The organism is Streptomyces sp. NPDC001717 (assembly GCF_042892775.1).
Classification (GTDB): domain Bacteria; phylum Actinomycetota; class Actinomycetes; order Streptomycetales; family Streptomycetaceae; genus Streptomyces.
On the sequence record NZ_JBIAUK010000037.1, the window covers coordinates 22,754 to 38,159 of the forward strand.

At 68.2% G+C, this 15,406-nt stretch carries 16 protein-coding genes; 7 read left to right on the forward strand and 9 right to left on the reverse strand.

Going from position 1 to position 15,406, the window contains the following annotated elements:
* Positions 1–667: 667 nt before the first annotated feature.
* From ACFYZL_RS35500 to ACFYZL_RS35510, 3 genes are all read left to right on the forward strand, one after another.
* A complete protein-coding gene (locus tag ACFYZL_RS35500) occupies positions 668–1,774 on the forward strand; it encodes a hypothetical protein (protein WP_388684756.1) in 1,107 nt (368 codons plus the stop codon).
* Positions 1,775–2,203: 429 nt separating this feature from the next.
* A complete protein-coding gene (locus ACFYZL_RS35505; RefSeq protein ID WP_388684758.1) occupies positions 2,204–2,551 on the forward strand; it encodes a hypothetical protein in 348 nt (115 codons plus the stop codon).
* Positions 2,552–2,607: 56 nt separating this feature from the next.
* Positions 2,608–3,096: a GNAT family N-acetyltransferase gene (locus tag ACFYZL_RS35510; RefSeq protein WP_388684761.1), complete on the forward strand. Its 489-nt coding sequence runs from the start codon at positions 2,608–2,610 to the stop codon at positions 3,094–3,096.
* Between the two features lie 118 nt (positions 3,097–3,214).
* Here ACFYZL_RS35510 and ACFYZL_RS35515 read toward each other — a convergent pair whose 3' ends face one another.
* On the reverse strand, positions 3,215–3,673 hold the full coding sequence (locus ACFYZL_RS35515) for a hypothetical protein (RefSeq protein WP_388684763.1): 459 nt from the start codon (positions 3,671–3,673) through the stop codon (positions 3,215–3,217).
* Positions 3,674–3,737: 64 nt separating this feature from the next.
* Positions 3,738–4,553 (reverse strand): hypothetical protein, encoded by an 816-nt coding sequence (locus tag ACFYZL_RS35520; RefSeq protein WP_388684765.1) that lies wholly within the window; start codon positions 4,551–4,553, stop codon positions 3,738–3,740.
* Positions 4,554–5,065: 512 nt separating this feature from the next.
* Here ACFYZL_RS35520 and ACFYZL_RS35525 point away from each other — a divergent pair.
* Positions 5,066–5,332, forward strand: a complete 267-nt coding sequence (locus ACFYZL_RS35525; protein ID WP_388684767.1) for a hypothetical protein — start codon at positions 5,066–5,068, stop codon at positions 5,330–5,332.
* Positions 5,333–5,550: 218 nt separating this feature from the next.
* Here ACFYZL_RS35525 and ACFYZL_RS35530 read toward each other — a convergent pair whose 3' ends face one another.
* Positions 5,551–5,766, reverse strand: a complete 216-nt coding sequence (locus tag ACFYZL_RS35530) for a hypothetical protein (protein WP_388684769.1) — start codon at positions 5,764–5,766, stop codon at positions 5,551–5,553.
* A 228-nt stretch (positions 5,767–5,994) separates the two neighbouring features.
* On the reverse strand, positions 5,995–7,500 hold the full coding sequence (locus ACFYZL_RS35535) for a S1 RNA-binding domain-containing protein (protein ID WP_388684772.1): 1,506 nt from the start codon (positions 7,498–7,500) through the stop codon (positions 5,995–5,997).
* A gap of 242 nt (positions 7,501–7,742) precedes the next feature.
* Between ACFYZL_RS35535 and ACFYZL_RS35540 the strand changes: the two genes are divergently transcribed.
* Together ACFYZL_RS35540 and ACFYZL_RS35545 are read left to right on the forward strand one after the other, a co-directional pair.
* Complete coding sequence (locus ACFYZL_RS35540) at positions 7,743–7,982, forward strand: hypothetical protein (RefSeq protein WP_388684774.1); 240 nt, start codon at positions 7,743–7,745, stop codon at positions 7,980–7,982.
* Positions 7,979–8,323 carry a hypothetical protein gene (locus ACFYZL_RS35545; RefSeq protein ID WP_388684777.1) on the forward strand — a complete coding sequence of 115 codons (345 nt, stop codon included), beginning with the start codon at positions 7,979–7,981 and terminating at the stop codon, positions 8,321–8,323. Before ACFYZL_RS35540 ends, ACFYZL_RS35545 begins: the two co-directional genes overlap by 4 nt.
* A gap of 103 nt (positions 8,324–8,426) precedes the next feature.
* Here the strand turns inward: ACFYZL_RS35545 and ACFYZL_RS35550 are convergent, their stop codons facing one another.
* From ACFYZL_RS35550 to ACFYZL_RS35560, 3 genes are all read right to left on the reverse strand, one after another.
* Complete coding sequence (locus ACFYZL_RS35550; RefSeq protein ID WP_388684779.1) at positions 8,427–8,588, reverse strand: hypothetical protein; 162 nt, start codon at positions 8,586–8,588, stop codon at positions 8,427–8,429.
* A gap of 412 nt (positions 8,589–9,000) precedes the next feature.
* A complete protein-coding gene (locus ACFYZL_RS35555; RefSeq protein ID WP_388684782.1) occupies positions 9,001–9,528 on the reverse strand; it encodes a hypothetical protein in 528 nt (175 codons plus the stop codon).
* 19 nt (positions 9,529–9,547) lie between these two features.
* Entirely contained in the window at positions 9,548–11,068 is a 1,521-nt protein-coding gene (locus ACFYZL_RS35560; protein ID WP_388684785.1) for a NucA/NucB deoxyribonuclease domain-containing protein, read from the reverse strand.
* A 596-nt stretch (positions 11,069–11,664) separates the two neighbouring features.
* Here ACFYZL_RS35560 and ACFYZL_RS35565 point away from each other — a divergent pair.
* Positions 11,665–11,985, forward strand: coding sequence for a YceI family protein (locus tag ACFYZL_RS35565; protein WP_388684788.1), 321 nt, complete (start codon positions 11,665–11,667; stop codon positions 11,983–11,985).
* A 479-nt stretch (positions 11,986–12,464) separates the two neighbouring features.
* Here ACFYZL_RS35565 and ACFYZL_RS35570 read toward each other — a convergent pair whose 3' ends face one another.
* Positions 12,465–12,935: a hypothetical protein gene (locus ACFYZL_RS35570; RefSeq protein ID WP_388684791.1), complete on the reverse strand. Its 471-nt coding sequence runs from the start codon at positions 12,933–12,935 to the stop codon at positions 12,465–12,467.
* A 53-nt stretch (positions 12,936–12,988) separates the two neighbouring features.
* On the reverse strand, positions 12,989–15,232 hold the full coding sequence (locus ACFYZL_RS35575) for an RHS repeat-associated core domain-containing protein (protein ID WP_388684793.1): 2,244 nt from the start codon (positions 15,230–15,232) through the stop codon (positions 12,989–12,991).
* Positions 15,233–15,406: the final 174 nt, after the last annotated feature.

Here is a 15,406-nt window from a genome sequence, read left to right on the forward strand (position 1 = left end):
CGGCGGCGCCAGCCCGCCACCGCCGCCCGTCCCACCCCGACGCTGCGGCCCGCACTCGCGATCCGGCCCACCCCGGCGAGCAGCACCCGGTCGGTGTCCGGGGTGACCGGGGTCAGGCCGGCGAGCAGAGAGCGGCGGCCCGGCCGGGTCTCGCGCACCGCCCGCCAGTCCACCAAGGGACGGAATACGTCCAACAGGGAACGTCGCGGGCGCTGTAGAGCGGGACGGTGGTCACGCCGCCGTGGGCGCGGCCGTAGTCGACCTCGGCCGAGGCCACGGGGGCGACGTACCCGAGACGGACCACCCAGTCCCAGTCGGTTTTACCGACCGCTCGATCGACCAGGACGTCCGCTACCTGCGCTGACGCGTCACGTATGTGTCAGCAATGGGAAAGTTGTGCACGGCGGTGTGCGGCAGAGCGGCACCAGTTCCGATCGCGGAGTTGCGGGGGCCCGTGCGCCAAGGGTCTCGAAGGCCGCCAGCGGACCCCACGCCAGCGCCCGGAACTGCGCCTCGTCAGCGCCCGCGGTGAGCGTGGCGTGTGCATGATCGACGTGGGTGAGAGCAGTAGGACGTTGGCAATCCTGGCCCCGCGATGGACGCGAAAACGCGTTGGCTGACTGCCGCCGAGGTGCGAGAATGCGGCTGTTTCCCATGCGGAGGGCCGTTGTTCGTTTTCGTCTGTGCAAGGTGCGATGCCGAGCTGACCGTCCCGTTGTCCCAGGTCTCCCTTCCGGCCCATGCCCGTCAGAGCTACGGAAACGGGGTACAGCTTCCGGTGCTCATGGAGTCGGGGACGTTCGCCGTGGACCCGGACCCCTGGGGACGACCGTGGCGGATGTGGGACGAGATCGATCCGGGCGAGGCGGAGGCACGCGGCATCTACGCGCCGGTCTATGCCCTGTCCGACAGTGCGCCCGACGCGATTGTCATCGCGCCAGGTGATATCCGCGGAACCCGGCTCATCCCCGAGAAGCGCGGCGGTGCCTGCTGTGGCCTCGACGGGGCCGACGGCCCCAACTTGGCCTGCGTGGCGTGCGACCTACCTGTGGCGACCAGAATCGACGACTGCTCTCTCTGGCAGGCAGTGCGGCTCAGCTCAGACGCCGTCTACCGCGTCCTCCTTGACGGTGTCGACGCCGCGCCGCTCTCCTGGGAGGAACTGACCGAGAACGGGGAGAGCACACCCCCGTTCGAGCCAATTGCCACGTGGGGCGGACGGCTCGGTTCGAGCCACTACTGGTCGTGGAGTCCGCAATGGGAGGCGGCAGCCGGCCAGGCGCTCGCCCACCTACTGGTCGCCTCCGAAGGGCAACCGGTGAAGTTCCCGGGCGGTATGACGGGGGACGTGTTCCAACGCGCGCTCGACGCCCTGCTGCCCACGGGCCCGCCGAAGCGGCGCGCCGTCCTGGCTGGACCGGGACGGCCCGCCCCCGACGCGGGCGTCGCCATCCTCTTGGTACCGGTCCATCCGCAAACGGGTCAGACCTGGACCCCGCCCGACCCGGCTTCATCGGCATACCCGGTGCCGATGCCTCTGGGGGTGTGGCTGTGGTTGGTATCCCCCCAGCCGTACTTGCCGGTTCCCGCGTCGGGCGGCATACCCCAAGACGTCCTCCGCGATGACCCGCTTCCGCCGCGACCCAATTACCTGTTCCGGGCCGACAGGGGAACGTTCCAGCACACCCTGGCCCGGCTACCAGCCGCTCGCAGCCCGTGGCTGCGCAAGATCCTTGCGAACCTCACGCAGTACACATCCCCCGGCCCTTTCTAGCGCCATCGTCCGCCGGTCAGTGGGCCCCCTGGTCGGGCAGGAGAGCTTCGAGGAGCTCGGCTTCGAGGTCGGCGATTCGCTTGTCGGCGAACCGTAGGTTGGAGCGGGCGCCTTCGAGGCGTTCCACCCGATCGCGCCGTAAGCTGGCTTGAGGCCGCGGCCCGTACCGTCCTGCCGGCTGGTGACGTCCTGCACGACCGGTCCTGGAAGCCCCTGTGGAGCCAGGCGGAGGATCTCGCGGAGGCCGGCTGGGCCGAGGATCTCGGCCGACGCGCGGCCTTGCGCATGCTGCCGGCCCACAGCGACGAGTCCCTCGTCCGGCAGTGCCGAACCGCGGCGGCCGCCGTCATCACGGCCTGCGCGGACACTCGGGATCCGCAGGCCCTCCACAAGCTGTCGGGGCAGTGATGCGCGCTCTTCACAACGGCCTTGACCCCGCAGTGGACCGCCGCAGACCCCCGACGCGGACAGGCCGCCGAGCGCCTGAACTCGATCATCGCGCGGATCTGGCAGCTCGTCGTCGACACCGTGGACGACACGGCCGAACACCGCCCCCTGCCCCCAGGTGGGGTATCCGATCACCGGGACGAGATCCTGTTCATGGACACCGACCACGCCATCGTGCAGACATACCAGCTGCCAACCGCTGACGGAGTCATCCTTCGCCGCGCGTTCGTCGGGGTGATGTCCAGCGCCACCGAACTCGGCTGCCTCAACCCCTACGCCCGCTTCACCGACGCCGTCGCCAGGACCTTCATCTGCTTGCCTGAGGGGTAAACAGCTTTGCCCCTCGTGTGATCGGAATGGATGCTGGCTCGCCGGAGGTAGTGAAGATGACCAACGTCGTGTTGAAGGTGTCAGCCCGTGATTTGGTGCACGCAGACCTGGCGTCGTGCGGGTGGGCAGGCTCTGACCACCACCTGGCTGGCGTCGCCGCGCAGTTGGAACGTGCCCGGATCGGTGAGGTCGACTACCTCGCGGTCTGCCCTGCATCCAACATCCCTGTGGCGAAGGGCGGCGTCGACTACCAGGTCAAGGAGGGCGTCGGCACTCTGTGGCAGCTGGCAGTCCACCCCGCATTGCAGTCGTGTGGAATCGGCACCTTCCTTGTCGAAGCCGCAGAACTGCGGATCAGGAGCCGCGGTCTGCGGCAGGCCGAGCTGGGTGTGGAGGAAAGCAACCCCCGGGCACGAGCGCTATACGAAAGGCTGGGTTATGTCGCGTACGACCGGCAGCCGGACTCGTGGGACCAGCAAGCCCCTGATGGGTCGTTGCGCCGCTACGAGACGATGTGCACGTTGATGCGAAAGGAACTCACGTAGGCTCAGCCACCTTCGCGGAGTCTCTCAGCGGACGTGGCATCCCAGGTCATGGGCCGTCACACCCTGGCGCCGTACTCCGAGGCTGTCGGCCACGGCGGAGCGCCGACCCCGTCAGGGGTCACTGCGACGAGGAATCGGGGTCCGCCTCCAGAACAGCCTGCAGTTCCGCGAAGCGCCGGTCCTGCGAGGTTCCTGCGGCCAGCTCGCTCAGCGCATAGGCCGTGCTCTTGAAGCCGTCTCCGTGATGGAACTCCGCACCCCACGCGCCAAGCCGCCCCGATGCCACCTCGTCCAGCGCCAGGTGGTGGGTCCCCCACGGGTTGACCGCCACGATCCCGTCAGGGCCGACCTCAAGCCGGACCCTGAGAATCGCCCACCAGAAGAACAATGCGACGCCGACAGCCAGCCCCGACCACAGCCCGGCCAGTCGTGCCGTCTCCGCTCCCGGAGAGGAAACCCACCCCGCCCAACCGAAGAGCGCCTTCACCCCCACAACAGCCGGGATCGCATAGCCCGCCACGCGAGCCGCCCCACCCACCCGCCACACCGACACCGAGTCCCCACCCTGGTCATCCATGCCCGCATTGTGAGCCACACAGCTGGACCAAACCCAGCCGGGGCTGTAGGGGTAAGTATCCTGTTCAGTCGGCTTGGCCAAGTCGGTGCTCAGGCAATGGGTGATGCGCGGTGATGGCCTGGAGGATCTGCGGCCTCGCGGCCGAACCGAAGTACTCGCGTCCCCGCACGGGGGCATGGCCACCTTTGCGGAGTTCGTCGCGGACGATGTTCTCCAAGTCGAGCGCTGAACCGAGCGGCAAGCCTGTGGCGAGGTGCAGCTGCGTGCTGTAGCCGTCTCGTGCATGGACTCGCAATCGCCCACGGCCCGTGCCGGAGGAGATCCCAAACTTGATGTTGTCGACCTCGGGGTTGGAAACGACGTAGAAGACGTCCCAAGCTCTGCCCGAGCAAACACGGCACACGGGTGCGCCTTGCTGAACCAGTGTGGGGTAGGGGGCCGTTTCGTGCTCGTAGGCGCAACGGATCCGGTGTCTGCTGTTCGCACCACGCCACTCCGGCTCCAGCACGGTCCCGCCGAGCTCTTCAACTTCGGCGCGAAAGGTGTCCCAGGCGACTCCAGGCGCGGTGCCAGCGCAGATACCGCAGACGGCGCCGCCGTCACGAAGGGTTGTGGGGAGAGTAGCCGTCTCGTGGTCGGCGGCGCAGCGGACGCGGTGGCGGGTGCGGTGGCCGAGCCACTCCGGTTCCAGCACGTCAACGCCAGCAGCCTCGGCGGCCTCCTGGAAGGCCGCCCATGCCGCCTGAGGGTCCTGCCCCGCACAGGTGGGGCAGAAGCTTCCACGGCGCAGTACGTTCCCGGGCGTGGGCGTGGACAGGTGTTCCTGGACACAGCGGACACGATGCGGGGCGTTACTGCCCAGCCAGGAGGGCTCGATCACTGATCCGCCCAGCGCCGCGACCGCCTCGCGGAAGTTGGACCAGGCGGCGTCAGAGTCGCGGCCGGCACAGACCCTGCAGATCCCGCCACCCGCTCGGACCGAGGAAGGCAGGGGAGTCGTGATGTGCCCGTTGGCGCAGCGGACCTGGTAGCGCGTACCCACCCCGCGCCAGTCGGGGCCGCGGCCTGCGGACGAAGAAGATCGTGGCCGCGCAGCCCAACATCTCCGCGACCGTCTTCGGCGTACCCGGCTCGTCGAAGACGACCGGTCTGGTCCTGCCCAACGCCGCCGAATGGGAAGGCCCGCTGGTGGTCACCACCGTCCTCGCATATTCCCCTGCCCACGCGCGGCGCGGTCGGCGAAGTACCGGACAGCGCGCGGTTGCAGGAGCTCGTGCTGCAGCCGGGCGAGGCCGCTGGGGTTCCGAACCCCCGGATGGGGATTCGGGAGGTGCACCCGTCCGAGCTGAAGTCGCTGCCCGGGCGGGATCGTCCCCGTCCCCGTGCGCCACCATGTGGGCCCTGCTCGGGCAGCAGACCGGCGCCCAAGCCGCCATCACGCAGACATTCCAGTCCGGCGCACCCGAGAAGCCCCAGGTGACCTTCCTCGCGTCCTGCGCGGGCACCGGGGCTGCGACGACCTTCGCCGAGCTGCGCTCGACTGTCGCCGCCTGCCCCTCGGACGACTCCGACGACCACAAGGCGACCGTGCGGTACGAGGACCTCGACCGAGAGGGATTCCCCGAGGACACGATCCGCATACGGATGACCTTCGTCTAGGAAGGATCCAACCAGCCGGTCGACGTCCTCGACCGCATCGTGGCCCGGGTCGGCGTGTGCATCGTCGATGTGGTGAGCATGGGCCCCGAGCCGCACCCGCCCCTCTCAGAGGCTCCCGTTCTCCGGCAGATCGAGCGGCTTCGGGCCGCGCAAGGGTTGTGAGACGGTCCCGGGCCTCCGGACCGTGACCGTGACCCGTGCAGCGGATTTCGCGGATTTCACGGAGCGCCGCCCCGCCGGCGCAGTCCTGCGCGGCGCCCGAGTACGAGGTCGGTCGGGACATGCGCCCGGGGCAGGTTGGTCACCAGCCCGGCGCCTGCCCACCGGACGGTCCATGGGGCGGCCACGGCCATCACCCATCCGGCGGCGGGCAGCCGGTAGAGCGATGCCGTCAGCGGGCCCACGCCTCCCGCCACGGTGAGGATGTCCGCCACGGGCCAGCGGTATCCGGGTGTCTGCTCCGGGGTCCAGGCCGGGCCCAAAGCAGGCGGCGCCGGGCAGTACGGCCGACAGCTGTCGCGGACTCACCGCATCGGTGCCGCGCGGGGGTGAGACTTCTGCACGACCGCTCGAACTGCCTGCCGGGCCCCGAGCTGCCGGGAAGCGACGAGTAGGTCTGCGTCATCAGGCGCACCCGGGCCTGCGCCGGATTCCTCTCGCCGTCAGCCGCACGGCCGGCCTTCCCCAGCAGAGGTAGGGGCCTGGACATGTGACAGGGTGATACGACGGCGCGCGAGATCGACGTCGATGATCTTCACAGTGAGGGCGTCGCCGACCCCGACGACGTCTCCGGACGATCCATCCAGCTCGCTGGGGGGCACGAGCCCCTGGAGGCCGTCCTCGCGGTCCTCGATGCGTACGAAGACGCCGAACGGCTCGATCGCGGTGACCGGCCCGATGACCACGTGGCCGATCCTCTGCGCTACCTGCGGCCACGGGTCTTCCTGCACTGCTCGGAGCGACAGCGGTACCCGTTCCCGGACCATGTCGACGTCGAGGACCTCGGCTGTGACCTCCTGGCCGACACTGACGACCTCGGACGGGTGATCGAACGGGCGCCAGGACAACTCCGGGATGTTGATCATCGCGGTGAAGCCGCCGATGTCCACGAAGGTGACGCCGAAGCCGGCGATGACCGTCACCGTGCCGGTGACGATCTGGCCTCGCCGCAGGGTCTTCAGGAACGCCCAATTCCGGTCGCTGGGCGTCGGCTCGGTCTGCCAGCGAGCGCGCAGAACGCCGTCGCTGTCGGGCAGCACGGCGGTGAACAGCGGGAGATCTTCACCGGCGTACATGGACACGACGCCGGCGGCACGCGCGCCGGCGAGCTGGGAGATCACTGCCTCGAACTGGGTCTCGTCGACCACCGTGCTCGTGATCTTCCCGTCCTCGTCCTCCCGGACGATCTCCACGAGGCCTTCGTCGGGCAGGGCGGCCACGGCCGTGTCGACGTCGGTGAGCAGGTCCGGCCGGATTGCCAGCCGTGCGCGTGGGGCCAGTTGGGAGCGCACCGTCTCGATGTTGTCGTGGGTCAAGCGGTGCCACCGCGAGGCGTTGTAGGCGAAGACCTCCTCCAGGAACACCGCGCGGTGGGTGCTTACGGTCCAGCGCACGCGGGCCCAGAACTCGGCATCGGCCGGCCGCTGCACGTACGCGGGGTCGTCGGGGGCGAAGTCGTACGGCGAGGCGTTCAGGCGTTCCGGGAACAGGCCGAGCGCGCGGGTGCGGGCCAGTGCGGTTTCGCAGGGCTGGTCGCTGCCGATGTAGAGGTACTGATCCCAGCCGACGTGCACGGCGAACGCTCCACCTGCCTCCAGCCGGCACCAGGCGCCGTTGTCGCGGAGCATGGCCCGGACGAGTTCCAGGCCGACGGCGACCGGCACCAGCGCGCCGTCGTGGAACCCGGCGGGGCCGGCCGGGAACAGGCCGGCCAGGCCGTGGCCGTCGATCGGTGGCTCGAGGCCGAAGTGGACGAAGCCTCCGATCTGTGGCTCGCGGATCTCCAGCTGGTCAATGCCTGCCGCCTCCGCGAAGGCGGCGACTGCCGCGAGGTAGGCCTCCTCGACCGGCCCGTGGTCACTGACCGTGTCCTCGGCACCGGTGTAGTGACCGCGCTCGTCACGGTGGGCGGGGTCGTACTTGGTGATCCGATAGACGAACGGCGGCACGCTGCTCCCCGGGTGGTTCGAAAGGGATCCCAGCGTAGGTTCCGCTGCCGAGTCCGAGAACAGGATTTTCGGAGGAACAGCCCAGGTCGCCCCGGTGGGCACCCTCTGCTCGCCGAGCGGCATACCCCACCCACGACCTGTCCAGTGGTCACTGGACAGGTCGAGTGCACGGTCACCGTACGTCCGGACGGAGGACAGAGCACAGCTCGCCAAGAAATTCGAACAACTGCTCTAATAAGTGGATGATGTCGATCCACTTCCCTGACGACCTGCTCGACCTCCAAGCCGCATGGTCGCGCACCTACGCCGACCTGGCCGACCTCCCCGCGCACGCCGGCACCACCGCACTCCGCCGCAGGCTCATCGCCCTCTCCTGCGGCATCGCCGCCCACCCCTACTGGACCGTCCCCGGCCGGTCTCCGGCCGCCCGCGTCGAGCTCCGGCGCCGCGCCCGAACCCGTGCCTGGGTGACAGCGGCGTGAGCACCGAACCGGGCGGCCCGAGACCGGCCGCCGGGTTCCCGGAGGACCTGGTCGCCCTCCAGCAGAGGTGGACGCGGATCTTCAACCGGCTGGCGGGAGCCCCTGCAGCCGGCGGTGACCATGAACTGCGCATGGAGCTGCTCCGCCTCAGCCTCCGCCTGACCTCCCACCCGCACTGGGCGACCACGGAGGCCGGGTGGAGCCGGAAGGCGCGCAATGAACTCCAGCACCACGCGAGCACGGCACCGGGCGGGCAAGAGCAGCTGATCTCGCTGTGCGTCGACGGCCGCATCATCGCCGTGCCGCCGGGCGAAGCCGCATCCCGGCGCGGAGACGGGTGATACCCCAGCACCCATACTCACCCGCGGTCATCGCCGAACCACAGGATCTCGTCGGGGCACGGATCCACCATCGCCGGCACCCCACCGCCTCCTCGCGAGCGCCCTACTGGCGCAGCCCCGGACGGCGCCCGAGTACGAGGTCGGTCGGGACATGACGTGGCAGGACCCGGGCAGGAGCCTGAACCGGTGCCGCGGTGACCCACTTCTGCTCCCGGGCGATCGCCCGGTGCGCGGCCGCGTCCAGCATGGCCCGTGGCACGGGCATTGCCGTCTTCGCCGCGCACCTGGCTGAGGGGAACATGCAGGAGGCGGTACGGCACTACGTCGCCTTCTCGCGCCTGCTGGACGAGGAGCTCGGGGTACCGCCCTCGGCCCTGTTCGCCCGCCAGCTCCAGTCGGGCGCCGCGGGCCGGCGGACACGCTTCCCGGTAGTGACGAGCGCGGCCGTACGTGTTCGTACTGCCGCGCCCCGATCGTCCGTCCGCCGGCCCCGTCCCGGTCGGCAGGTGGGGGAGGAAGAGATCCGGACGCCGTCGGCGTAGCGGTTTCCTCGAGCACCTGCATCACCATCGGACAGCACCCACCACCCAGAACGCCGGTGCCCGGCGAGGACCTCCCCGCCGGGCACCGGCTGTTGAAGCCACGGGCCCGTCCGGGTCTGTGGAGCGGCCCCGGGACTATTCGTCGTCGTCCTCCGGCTCGGATTCCCTGACGAACCACAGGTCGATGGTGTACTGCTCGGCAGCGGGGCACTGCCCCCAGGACTCGCCGATCCGCTCCGGGCTCCATTGCTCCTCGGCGGCACGCCGGATGGTCGTGGCGTGGTAGGCCGCTGTCGCCGCTCGCCCGGTCCAGGCGGCGTGGCCCTCGTAGACACCGGGGCGCGGCAGGTTCATCTCCCCCGCCGGCCCGTAGGTGAGCTGGTTGACGACCAGCAGCCCGGTCTCCGACTCCAAGGACACCGCAGTGCTGCCTTCGGCTTGTGCCGGGGGCTGCTGAGGGGTGTCCCAGATCCTCAAGGTGACCCTTACCTCGATGTCGGGCTGGAGGCTGTGGAGGTAGAGGTGGTAGCCGTTTCCGGCGACCACCCGGGTCCTTGACTCCATCAGCGCATCGTCGTCGCCGAGGTAGGCGTCGGAGTCGTACACCTCCACGATCCCGCGATCCGGTTGGGCCATGGTGCTGTACTCGGCGATGAGCGGCATGGGCGGTCTCCGTCGTTCCTCAGGGGGTGATCTTCACGTAGAACGCGTCACCGTCGAGGACGCGGTTCAGGGTGAACATGTCGTTAAGACGACGGCCGCCCGTCTCGTTGTCGGTTCCCTCGATGAGCCGGGCGGAGAATCGCTTGCCCGGGGCGGCAGCGCCTTCCTTGGTCGAGGCGAAGGGGTACTCGTCGCATTGGAGCTTCGTCCCGCTGTAGTCCCCCCAGACATCGTTGCATGTGGCGATCGCGTTCTCGCGGTTCTTCTTCTGCTTGTCCTTGTCGATGAGACGGTGCAGAGGTTCAGTGGCTCCGGGCACGGTCTTGCCGGCCCAAGAGGGGAAGGTGCGCTCGGGAAGCTGCTGGGCGTCGAGGATGTGCCGGGCGCTCTGGTCGACGGCAGGGTCCTTCAGACTCATCACGAGTTCGACACGGGCTTCGGTGAACACGGTCCCCTTGTGCTTGCCGGCGGTCGGCCCCGCGTAGTCGAAACGCACGCTGGAGTAGGCCATGACGGGATCCGTCCAGGGCACTGCGGTGGGTGAGGACACCCGCATGTCCAGGCTGATCATCCCGGAGACGATCTGAGTGTTGACCGGATCCACCTTCCCGGTGTCGGGCGAGGTGTAGTCGAGTTGCCAGAACGGTTTGGTGGTCCACTGTGCGATGTTCCCGCTGCGGGTCGTGACAGCCGGTTTGGTCATCTGCGGGTTGGGGCCGCTGGCCGCGGCGTTGATCGTATGGCTGAAGTTCTGCTCGATCATCCACGTCGTGGGGTTCTCGCCGGCGACGGCTTTGGTACGGATGTTCTCGATGCTGCTGGTGTAGTCGACACGGCGGGATCCGTCGTAGGAGAAGCCGAGGATCCACAGGTCGAACCAGAGTTCGCCCCTCAGGCGGCGCTTGTCGTCGACGAGCTTGAGGTCGACGGGCTGGTGGACGCACGTCTCGAAGCGGCTCTTGACCCAGCCCTTGCGGGTGTTCGCCTCCGGATGGGCGGCGCACTCCGTGCGCAGATCCTTCTCCGCCTGGCCGACTGCGGCCGTGGCGTCCGGACCGACGAGAGGAATCGTTTCTGCGTTGACTGGGCCGGCTGTTCCGAGGCCGGCTGCAAGCGGCTTTCCGCAGATTCCCATAGTTGCGACCTGGGTGGTGTCCGCGTTGGCGGCCCGGGACCAGGACTTGCTCTCCGCCATGAACTGCACCCTGTTGGCGATCTCCGGCACTGTGACGTGCTGCGGTCCCATGACCTCCAGTCCGATGTCGATCCGGTTGGAGTTCCCCCGAGGGACCTTGAGCTGGTCGGTGGTGCTTCCGACCCAGTTGAAGTCGTACAGCACGTCCCACTGGTCACCACTGGCCTGACGAACCGCCATGTAGGTGTGGTTCGTGTTGTCCGCCACCGCCGGGTTGATCCCGGCCGTGATCGACTTCGCCTTGCCCCCGTTGTTGCCCAGCTCGGGCGATCTCGGCCCGTAGGTGCTGGTCGTCGCATCGGTCTTCTCGGCATTGAGACCGACCTCGATGGAGTTGGCGAACATCCCTCCTTCGGTGTTCGGGACCATCCGAAGATAGTTGGACGCCTGAACGGACCCGGCGTCTCCGCCGGGCTATGGCCATGGGCACGTTCCGCCAGGTGCCGAAAGCGCCGATCACGGGCTCACCGGGCTGGGTGCACGCCACGGCCCAGAAGAAGATGCGGGCCTGGTGGGTCTCGTTACAGCTCTGCACCGGTGCGCCGGCACTGGCGGGCGAAGCCGCTGCCAGCGGTAACACCACGGCCGAAGCGACCGCCGACAGAGCGGCGAGCAGTCTTCCCCGTAAGTTCAAGGTTCCCCCTGCGAAAGCATGATCATTTAGGTGGTCGGGGCGACCTACCGAATCGATGCATGCAGCAACCGGTTTGCCGTTGACTTGACCGGAACCGGATGAAGGCCAGATCAACCACCCACCCTTGAACGAAATTTCACGGCTGAACCCGGCTGGGGGAAAGGCGCGGAGGCTCGGGCGCCCGGTGCAGCCGCATTGAAGGCCGAGGGGTCTCACTCAAGCCTGAGCACGGCTTCCGCGGTCGCCCTCCACCGGACTGTCCGACCTCAGCGCCGGCACCTGGGTCCTGGACGCGACCAAGTCATCAGTGGAGATCAAGCACAAGTCGATGTGGGGGCTGGCCACGATCAGGGCCGCCTTCACCAAGCTCAGCAGCGAAGGCGAAATCGGCCCCGACAGTTCCGCGCACGGCACGCTGACCATCGAAGCGGCGTCAATCCTCAGCAAGCAGGCCAAGCTCGACGCCCACCTGCGCTCCGCGGACTTCTTCGATGTCGAGAGGTGTCCGACGTTCACCTTCACCGCCCGCGCCACTGCCGTCGGCTGCTGCCCGGACGACGTGACCTCCGTGGCGAAGTCGCCATCGACCGCAACGACTTCGGCATGGGTTGGAACAAGGCCGGAATGATCAAAGGCCTCACCGTACGGCTACGGACTGTGGCACCGAGCGGCACCCACGATTCACGCGGTGGGCGCAAACTCGCCCGTCCGCCTCAGTCCCCCGCCGTCTCGTCGTCCTCGGCGTCGGCCGCCTCCGGGGTGCGCAGCGGCCGAAACGCCCCGCCGGCCGGGGAGCGCCGACAGCTCGCCCGTCAGGTCCCCGACGCGCCTTGGCTGCTTCGCTTTGCACCACAGGTGACTGGTCTATGCCTGCCAAACGACGCACCGGCCACCGAGGCACCCGATTCAACCCCGTCGGCGGGCGGCGGGGTCGCGCTGCGCAACATGCCGGGCGACCGCATCGACGCCGGGGCGGGCACTGCCCGGTTTCGGGCCTCGTGCACAGACCACCGCGCACGTCCCCCGCCACACCGACCCCGTGGCTTCGCTGCTCTGGGATGGGTCGACATCGATCGTGGGCGCCCGAAACGCGATGGCCCAGCCGCATCAGGGACTGCACCGTGCGGACTCGTCCTTCATGAACGCTGATCTGCTGACGACCTTCGTGCCTTCGCCGTCCGCGACGATCACCTTCCCAGTCTGAAGGGCCTCCAATTGATCGGGGGTAAATGTGACCTCGCCATCGAGCCCTCGGCCCCGTATCGCACCATCGAGGGTCAGCGTGTATTTGTTGGCACCCTTCAGGTCCTTGAGCGCGGACTCGGTGGTGCTCCACCCCGCGGGCGCCGAAAACAGCTCGACTTGCGAGAGTGAGCCTCCCATCGCGTCGTTGATGATTGCCCACCGCTGGTAGCCGCTGCTGCCCCCCGTGCTGTACACGGAGAACTGCAGGGATTGGTAGCCGGGGCAAGGGGCGATCAGTGCCCGCGCCCCGCCCGTGTCGGTCCGTTCGACGGCCAATAGGCCCTTCGGGACAGGCGTGCACCCGGCGACGGTCGATACTACGATCAGCAGCACAGCTGCAGTACCTGCTGTACGCCACAGATTTCCCGAGCTCATGCTCTGACCCTTCAGAATTTCGGATGTTCGCCAGGTGCGAGGATCTGGGACGGATACCACGTCAGGTAGCCACCCCACCACAGATTCGCCTCCTGCTCGAAACGGTTGGCATGTGAAGAAGTTCCCACCCTGTACTCGGATCCAGCGACCTGCGAGAAATATCTCAGAGCAAACCCTGCGGAATGTCCGGACCTGGCCCATTGCTGCGAGTGGACGGCTTCATGGCGTTCGATGTCGGGGCCGAATTCCTCTGCAAACCCGGCCCCCATCTTCGTTGCAATTTTCGCACGCCACTCGGCTTCGCCGCTCAAGCGGGCGACGAATGCCTCTTTGCTCTTGTGGTAGAAGTGCACGTCTCCGATCGTTATCGGCTGCCCCCAGTTTGGCCAGGCACCGAAGCAGAGATATTGCTGAGCCCGCTTCGTGCAGCTGTCAGAGCCGCTGGCATAGGTGTATGCGATTTTGTTGGAGCCGTTCTTGCTGTTCTCGATGTTGAAGGGGTCCTCGAGGATTTGCGACGGTGCCACGTCCGTCATGCACTCCAACCTCCCGTCATCCGGCCGGCAGTCGGACGGAACGACAACAGGGGGCAACGGGGGAAGCCATGAGGGCGACGGTAGGGGCGCCGGCGGAGCCGGGGGCTTCGGGCCTCCGCAGCCGTATCGGCTCAGGCTGCAGTTGTAGTTGTTGCCGAGTACACCCGTTGGGCGCGGGTGCTGGGATGTCTGTGTGCGCTTCGGCGGCCCCGGCTCGTGGCCTGGGGTGGTGTTCTCGTGGTCGGGGCTCGGCCGGGTCGGGCAGTCGACTTCGGCGCACAGGCCGGTGGGGTCAGATGTGGTGACGGGGCTGTTCTTGGCGTAGCTGTAGGCGTTCAGTCCTTGCGCGGAGTCGAGGACCATGATCGGGTCGACGCTGAGGAACGCTCCGGTGCGGGGATCGTACTCGCGGGCGCCGAGGTAAGTGAAGCCGGTGGCCTTGTCCTTGGTTCCGTTGACGAAGCCGCGTTCGCCGGGCCAATCGGCCGGTGCCGGGCCTCGGTCCTCGCCGAACGGCTTGGTCGCCCGGCGCTGGACTTGGAGGGTGGCGTCGATGGCGGTGGTGCCGGTGTTGTGGTGGTCGGCGGCAGTGTAGGAGAGCTTGCCGTCGGAGGTGCGGACGATCGTCGGGCCGCCGGGGGTCGGGTAGTAGCGGGTGCCGGTCACCGTGTTGGTGGCGGTGTTGAGGGTGAGTTCGGTGGAGCCGAGGTAGAGGGTGGTCTTGCCCGGGTCCTTGCGCAGCAGACGGTTGCCGGCCGCGTCGTAGACATACGTGGAGGTCCCGGCGGCGGAGGTCGCCGAGGCTAGTTTGCCCTCGGGGGTCCAGGTGAGGGTCTGGGTGGCGCCGACGGCGTCGGGGCGGGTGAGGGTGTTGCCGGTGGCGTCGTAGGTGATGGCGCTGGTGACGCCGGCGCTGGTGCCGGTCTTCCTGGTGGTGGAGGTGGGGGCGTGCGGGCGGGTGGTTCCCGGGGCCGGGAAGGTGTTCGTCGTCGTGGTGGCCTTGGCCGCGTCGCCTGCGGGGTCGTGGTCGGTGGAGGAGGTGCGGTTGCCGGTCACGTCGTAGGTGAACGACTGGTTGTAGGGGGCCGGGCCGCCGATCTTGCCGGGCTGGGGTTCGGTGTTGGCGCAGTTGCCGATGCCGGGGACGGACGGGCCGGGCTTGGTGGTGATGGTGCCCGTGTCCGTCCAGGCCCGGGTCAGGCGGCGCAGGTAGTCGTAGGCGAAGCACTGCGTGTCGTGTGCCGCGCCCTGTGCGGTCGTGACGGAGGTGACGTCGCCGGCCGGCGTGAAGGTGTAGTCGGTGATGTCGACCGGAGTGGTCGAATCCTCCTTGTCCAGCTGCGTGCGCAGGAGGCGGCCTGTGGCCGGGTCATGGACGTTGGTGAAGCTCACCTGCTTCGGAACGTCGCCCAGTGTCGTGCGCTGCACCGTGCCGAACTCGTCGTAGGTGGTCCAGTTGACGTAGTCGACCGTGCTGCTGCCCATGGAGACGGGCAGGCCGTTGACGTTGCGGCCGGTGTAGAGCGTCTCCTTGGGAAGGCCACCGACTGCGGGTACGTCCGTGGAGTAGGGCAGGCCGGTGATGGGGTCGTAGGTGACGGACGAGGAATAGGTGGTGCTGAGGGCGCCCTCTCCCGACGGGACCGTCACTTTGGTGCCCGTCGGCCGGTAGGCGATGTCGTAGCCGGTGGTTTCCTGTCGCCACTCCTTGCCGCCCACTCAGCTGGCGCTGTAGCAGCCTGTGACCTGCTTAGTTGGGTGCTTACCCCCGTGCGAGATCGGGGCGCGACAGCGGCCGCCTCAGGGTCTCCTTGGACGGCATTCGCTTCCGGTGGGTTGCTATGGTGACGGCTGATCAGAGACGGCTTGGGTGGGGGGATCCGTGAGTTCGCA

Excerpts from the sequence above, each read along its gene's own strand:
- ACFYZL_RS35510 (WP_388684761.1), top strand. The coding sequence starts at position 2,608 with ATGACCAACGTCGTGTTGAAGGTGTCAGCCCGTGATTTGGTGCACGCA.
- ACFYZL_RS35540 (WP_388684774.1), top strand. The coding sequence starts at position 7,743 with ATGATGTCGATCCACTTCCCTGACGACCTGCTCGACCTCCAAGCCGCA.
- ACFYZL_RS35555 (WP_388684782.1), bottom strand. The coding sequence starts at position 9,528 with ATGCCGCTCATCGCCGAGTACAGCACCATGGCCCAACCGGATCGCGGG.
- ACFYZL_RS35515 (WP_388684763.1), bottom strand. The coding sequence starts at position 3,673 with ATGGATGACCAGGGTGGGGACTCGGTGTCGGTGTGGCGGGTGGGTGGG.
- ACFYZL_RS35525 (WP_388684767.1), top strand. The coding sequence starts at position 5,066 with ATGTGGGCCCTGCTCGGGCAGCAGACCGGCGCCCAAGCCGCCATCACG.
- ACFYZL_RS35550 (WP_388684779.1), bottom strand. The coding sequence starts at position 8,588 with ATGCCCGTGCCACGGGCCATGCTGGACGCGGCCGCGCACCGGGCGATC.
- ACFYZL_RS35560 (WP_388684785.1), bottom strand. The coding sequence starts at position 11,068 with ATGTTCGCCAACTCCATCGAGGTCGGTCTCAATGCCGAGAAGACCGAT.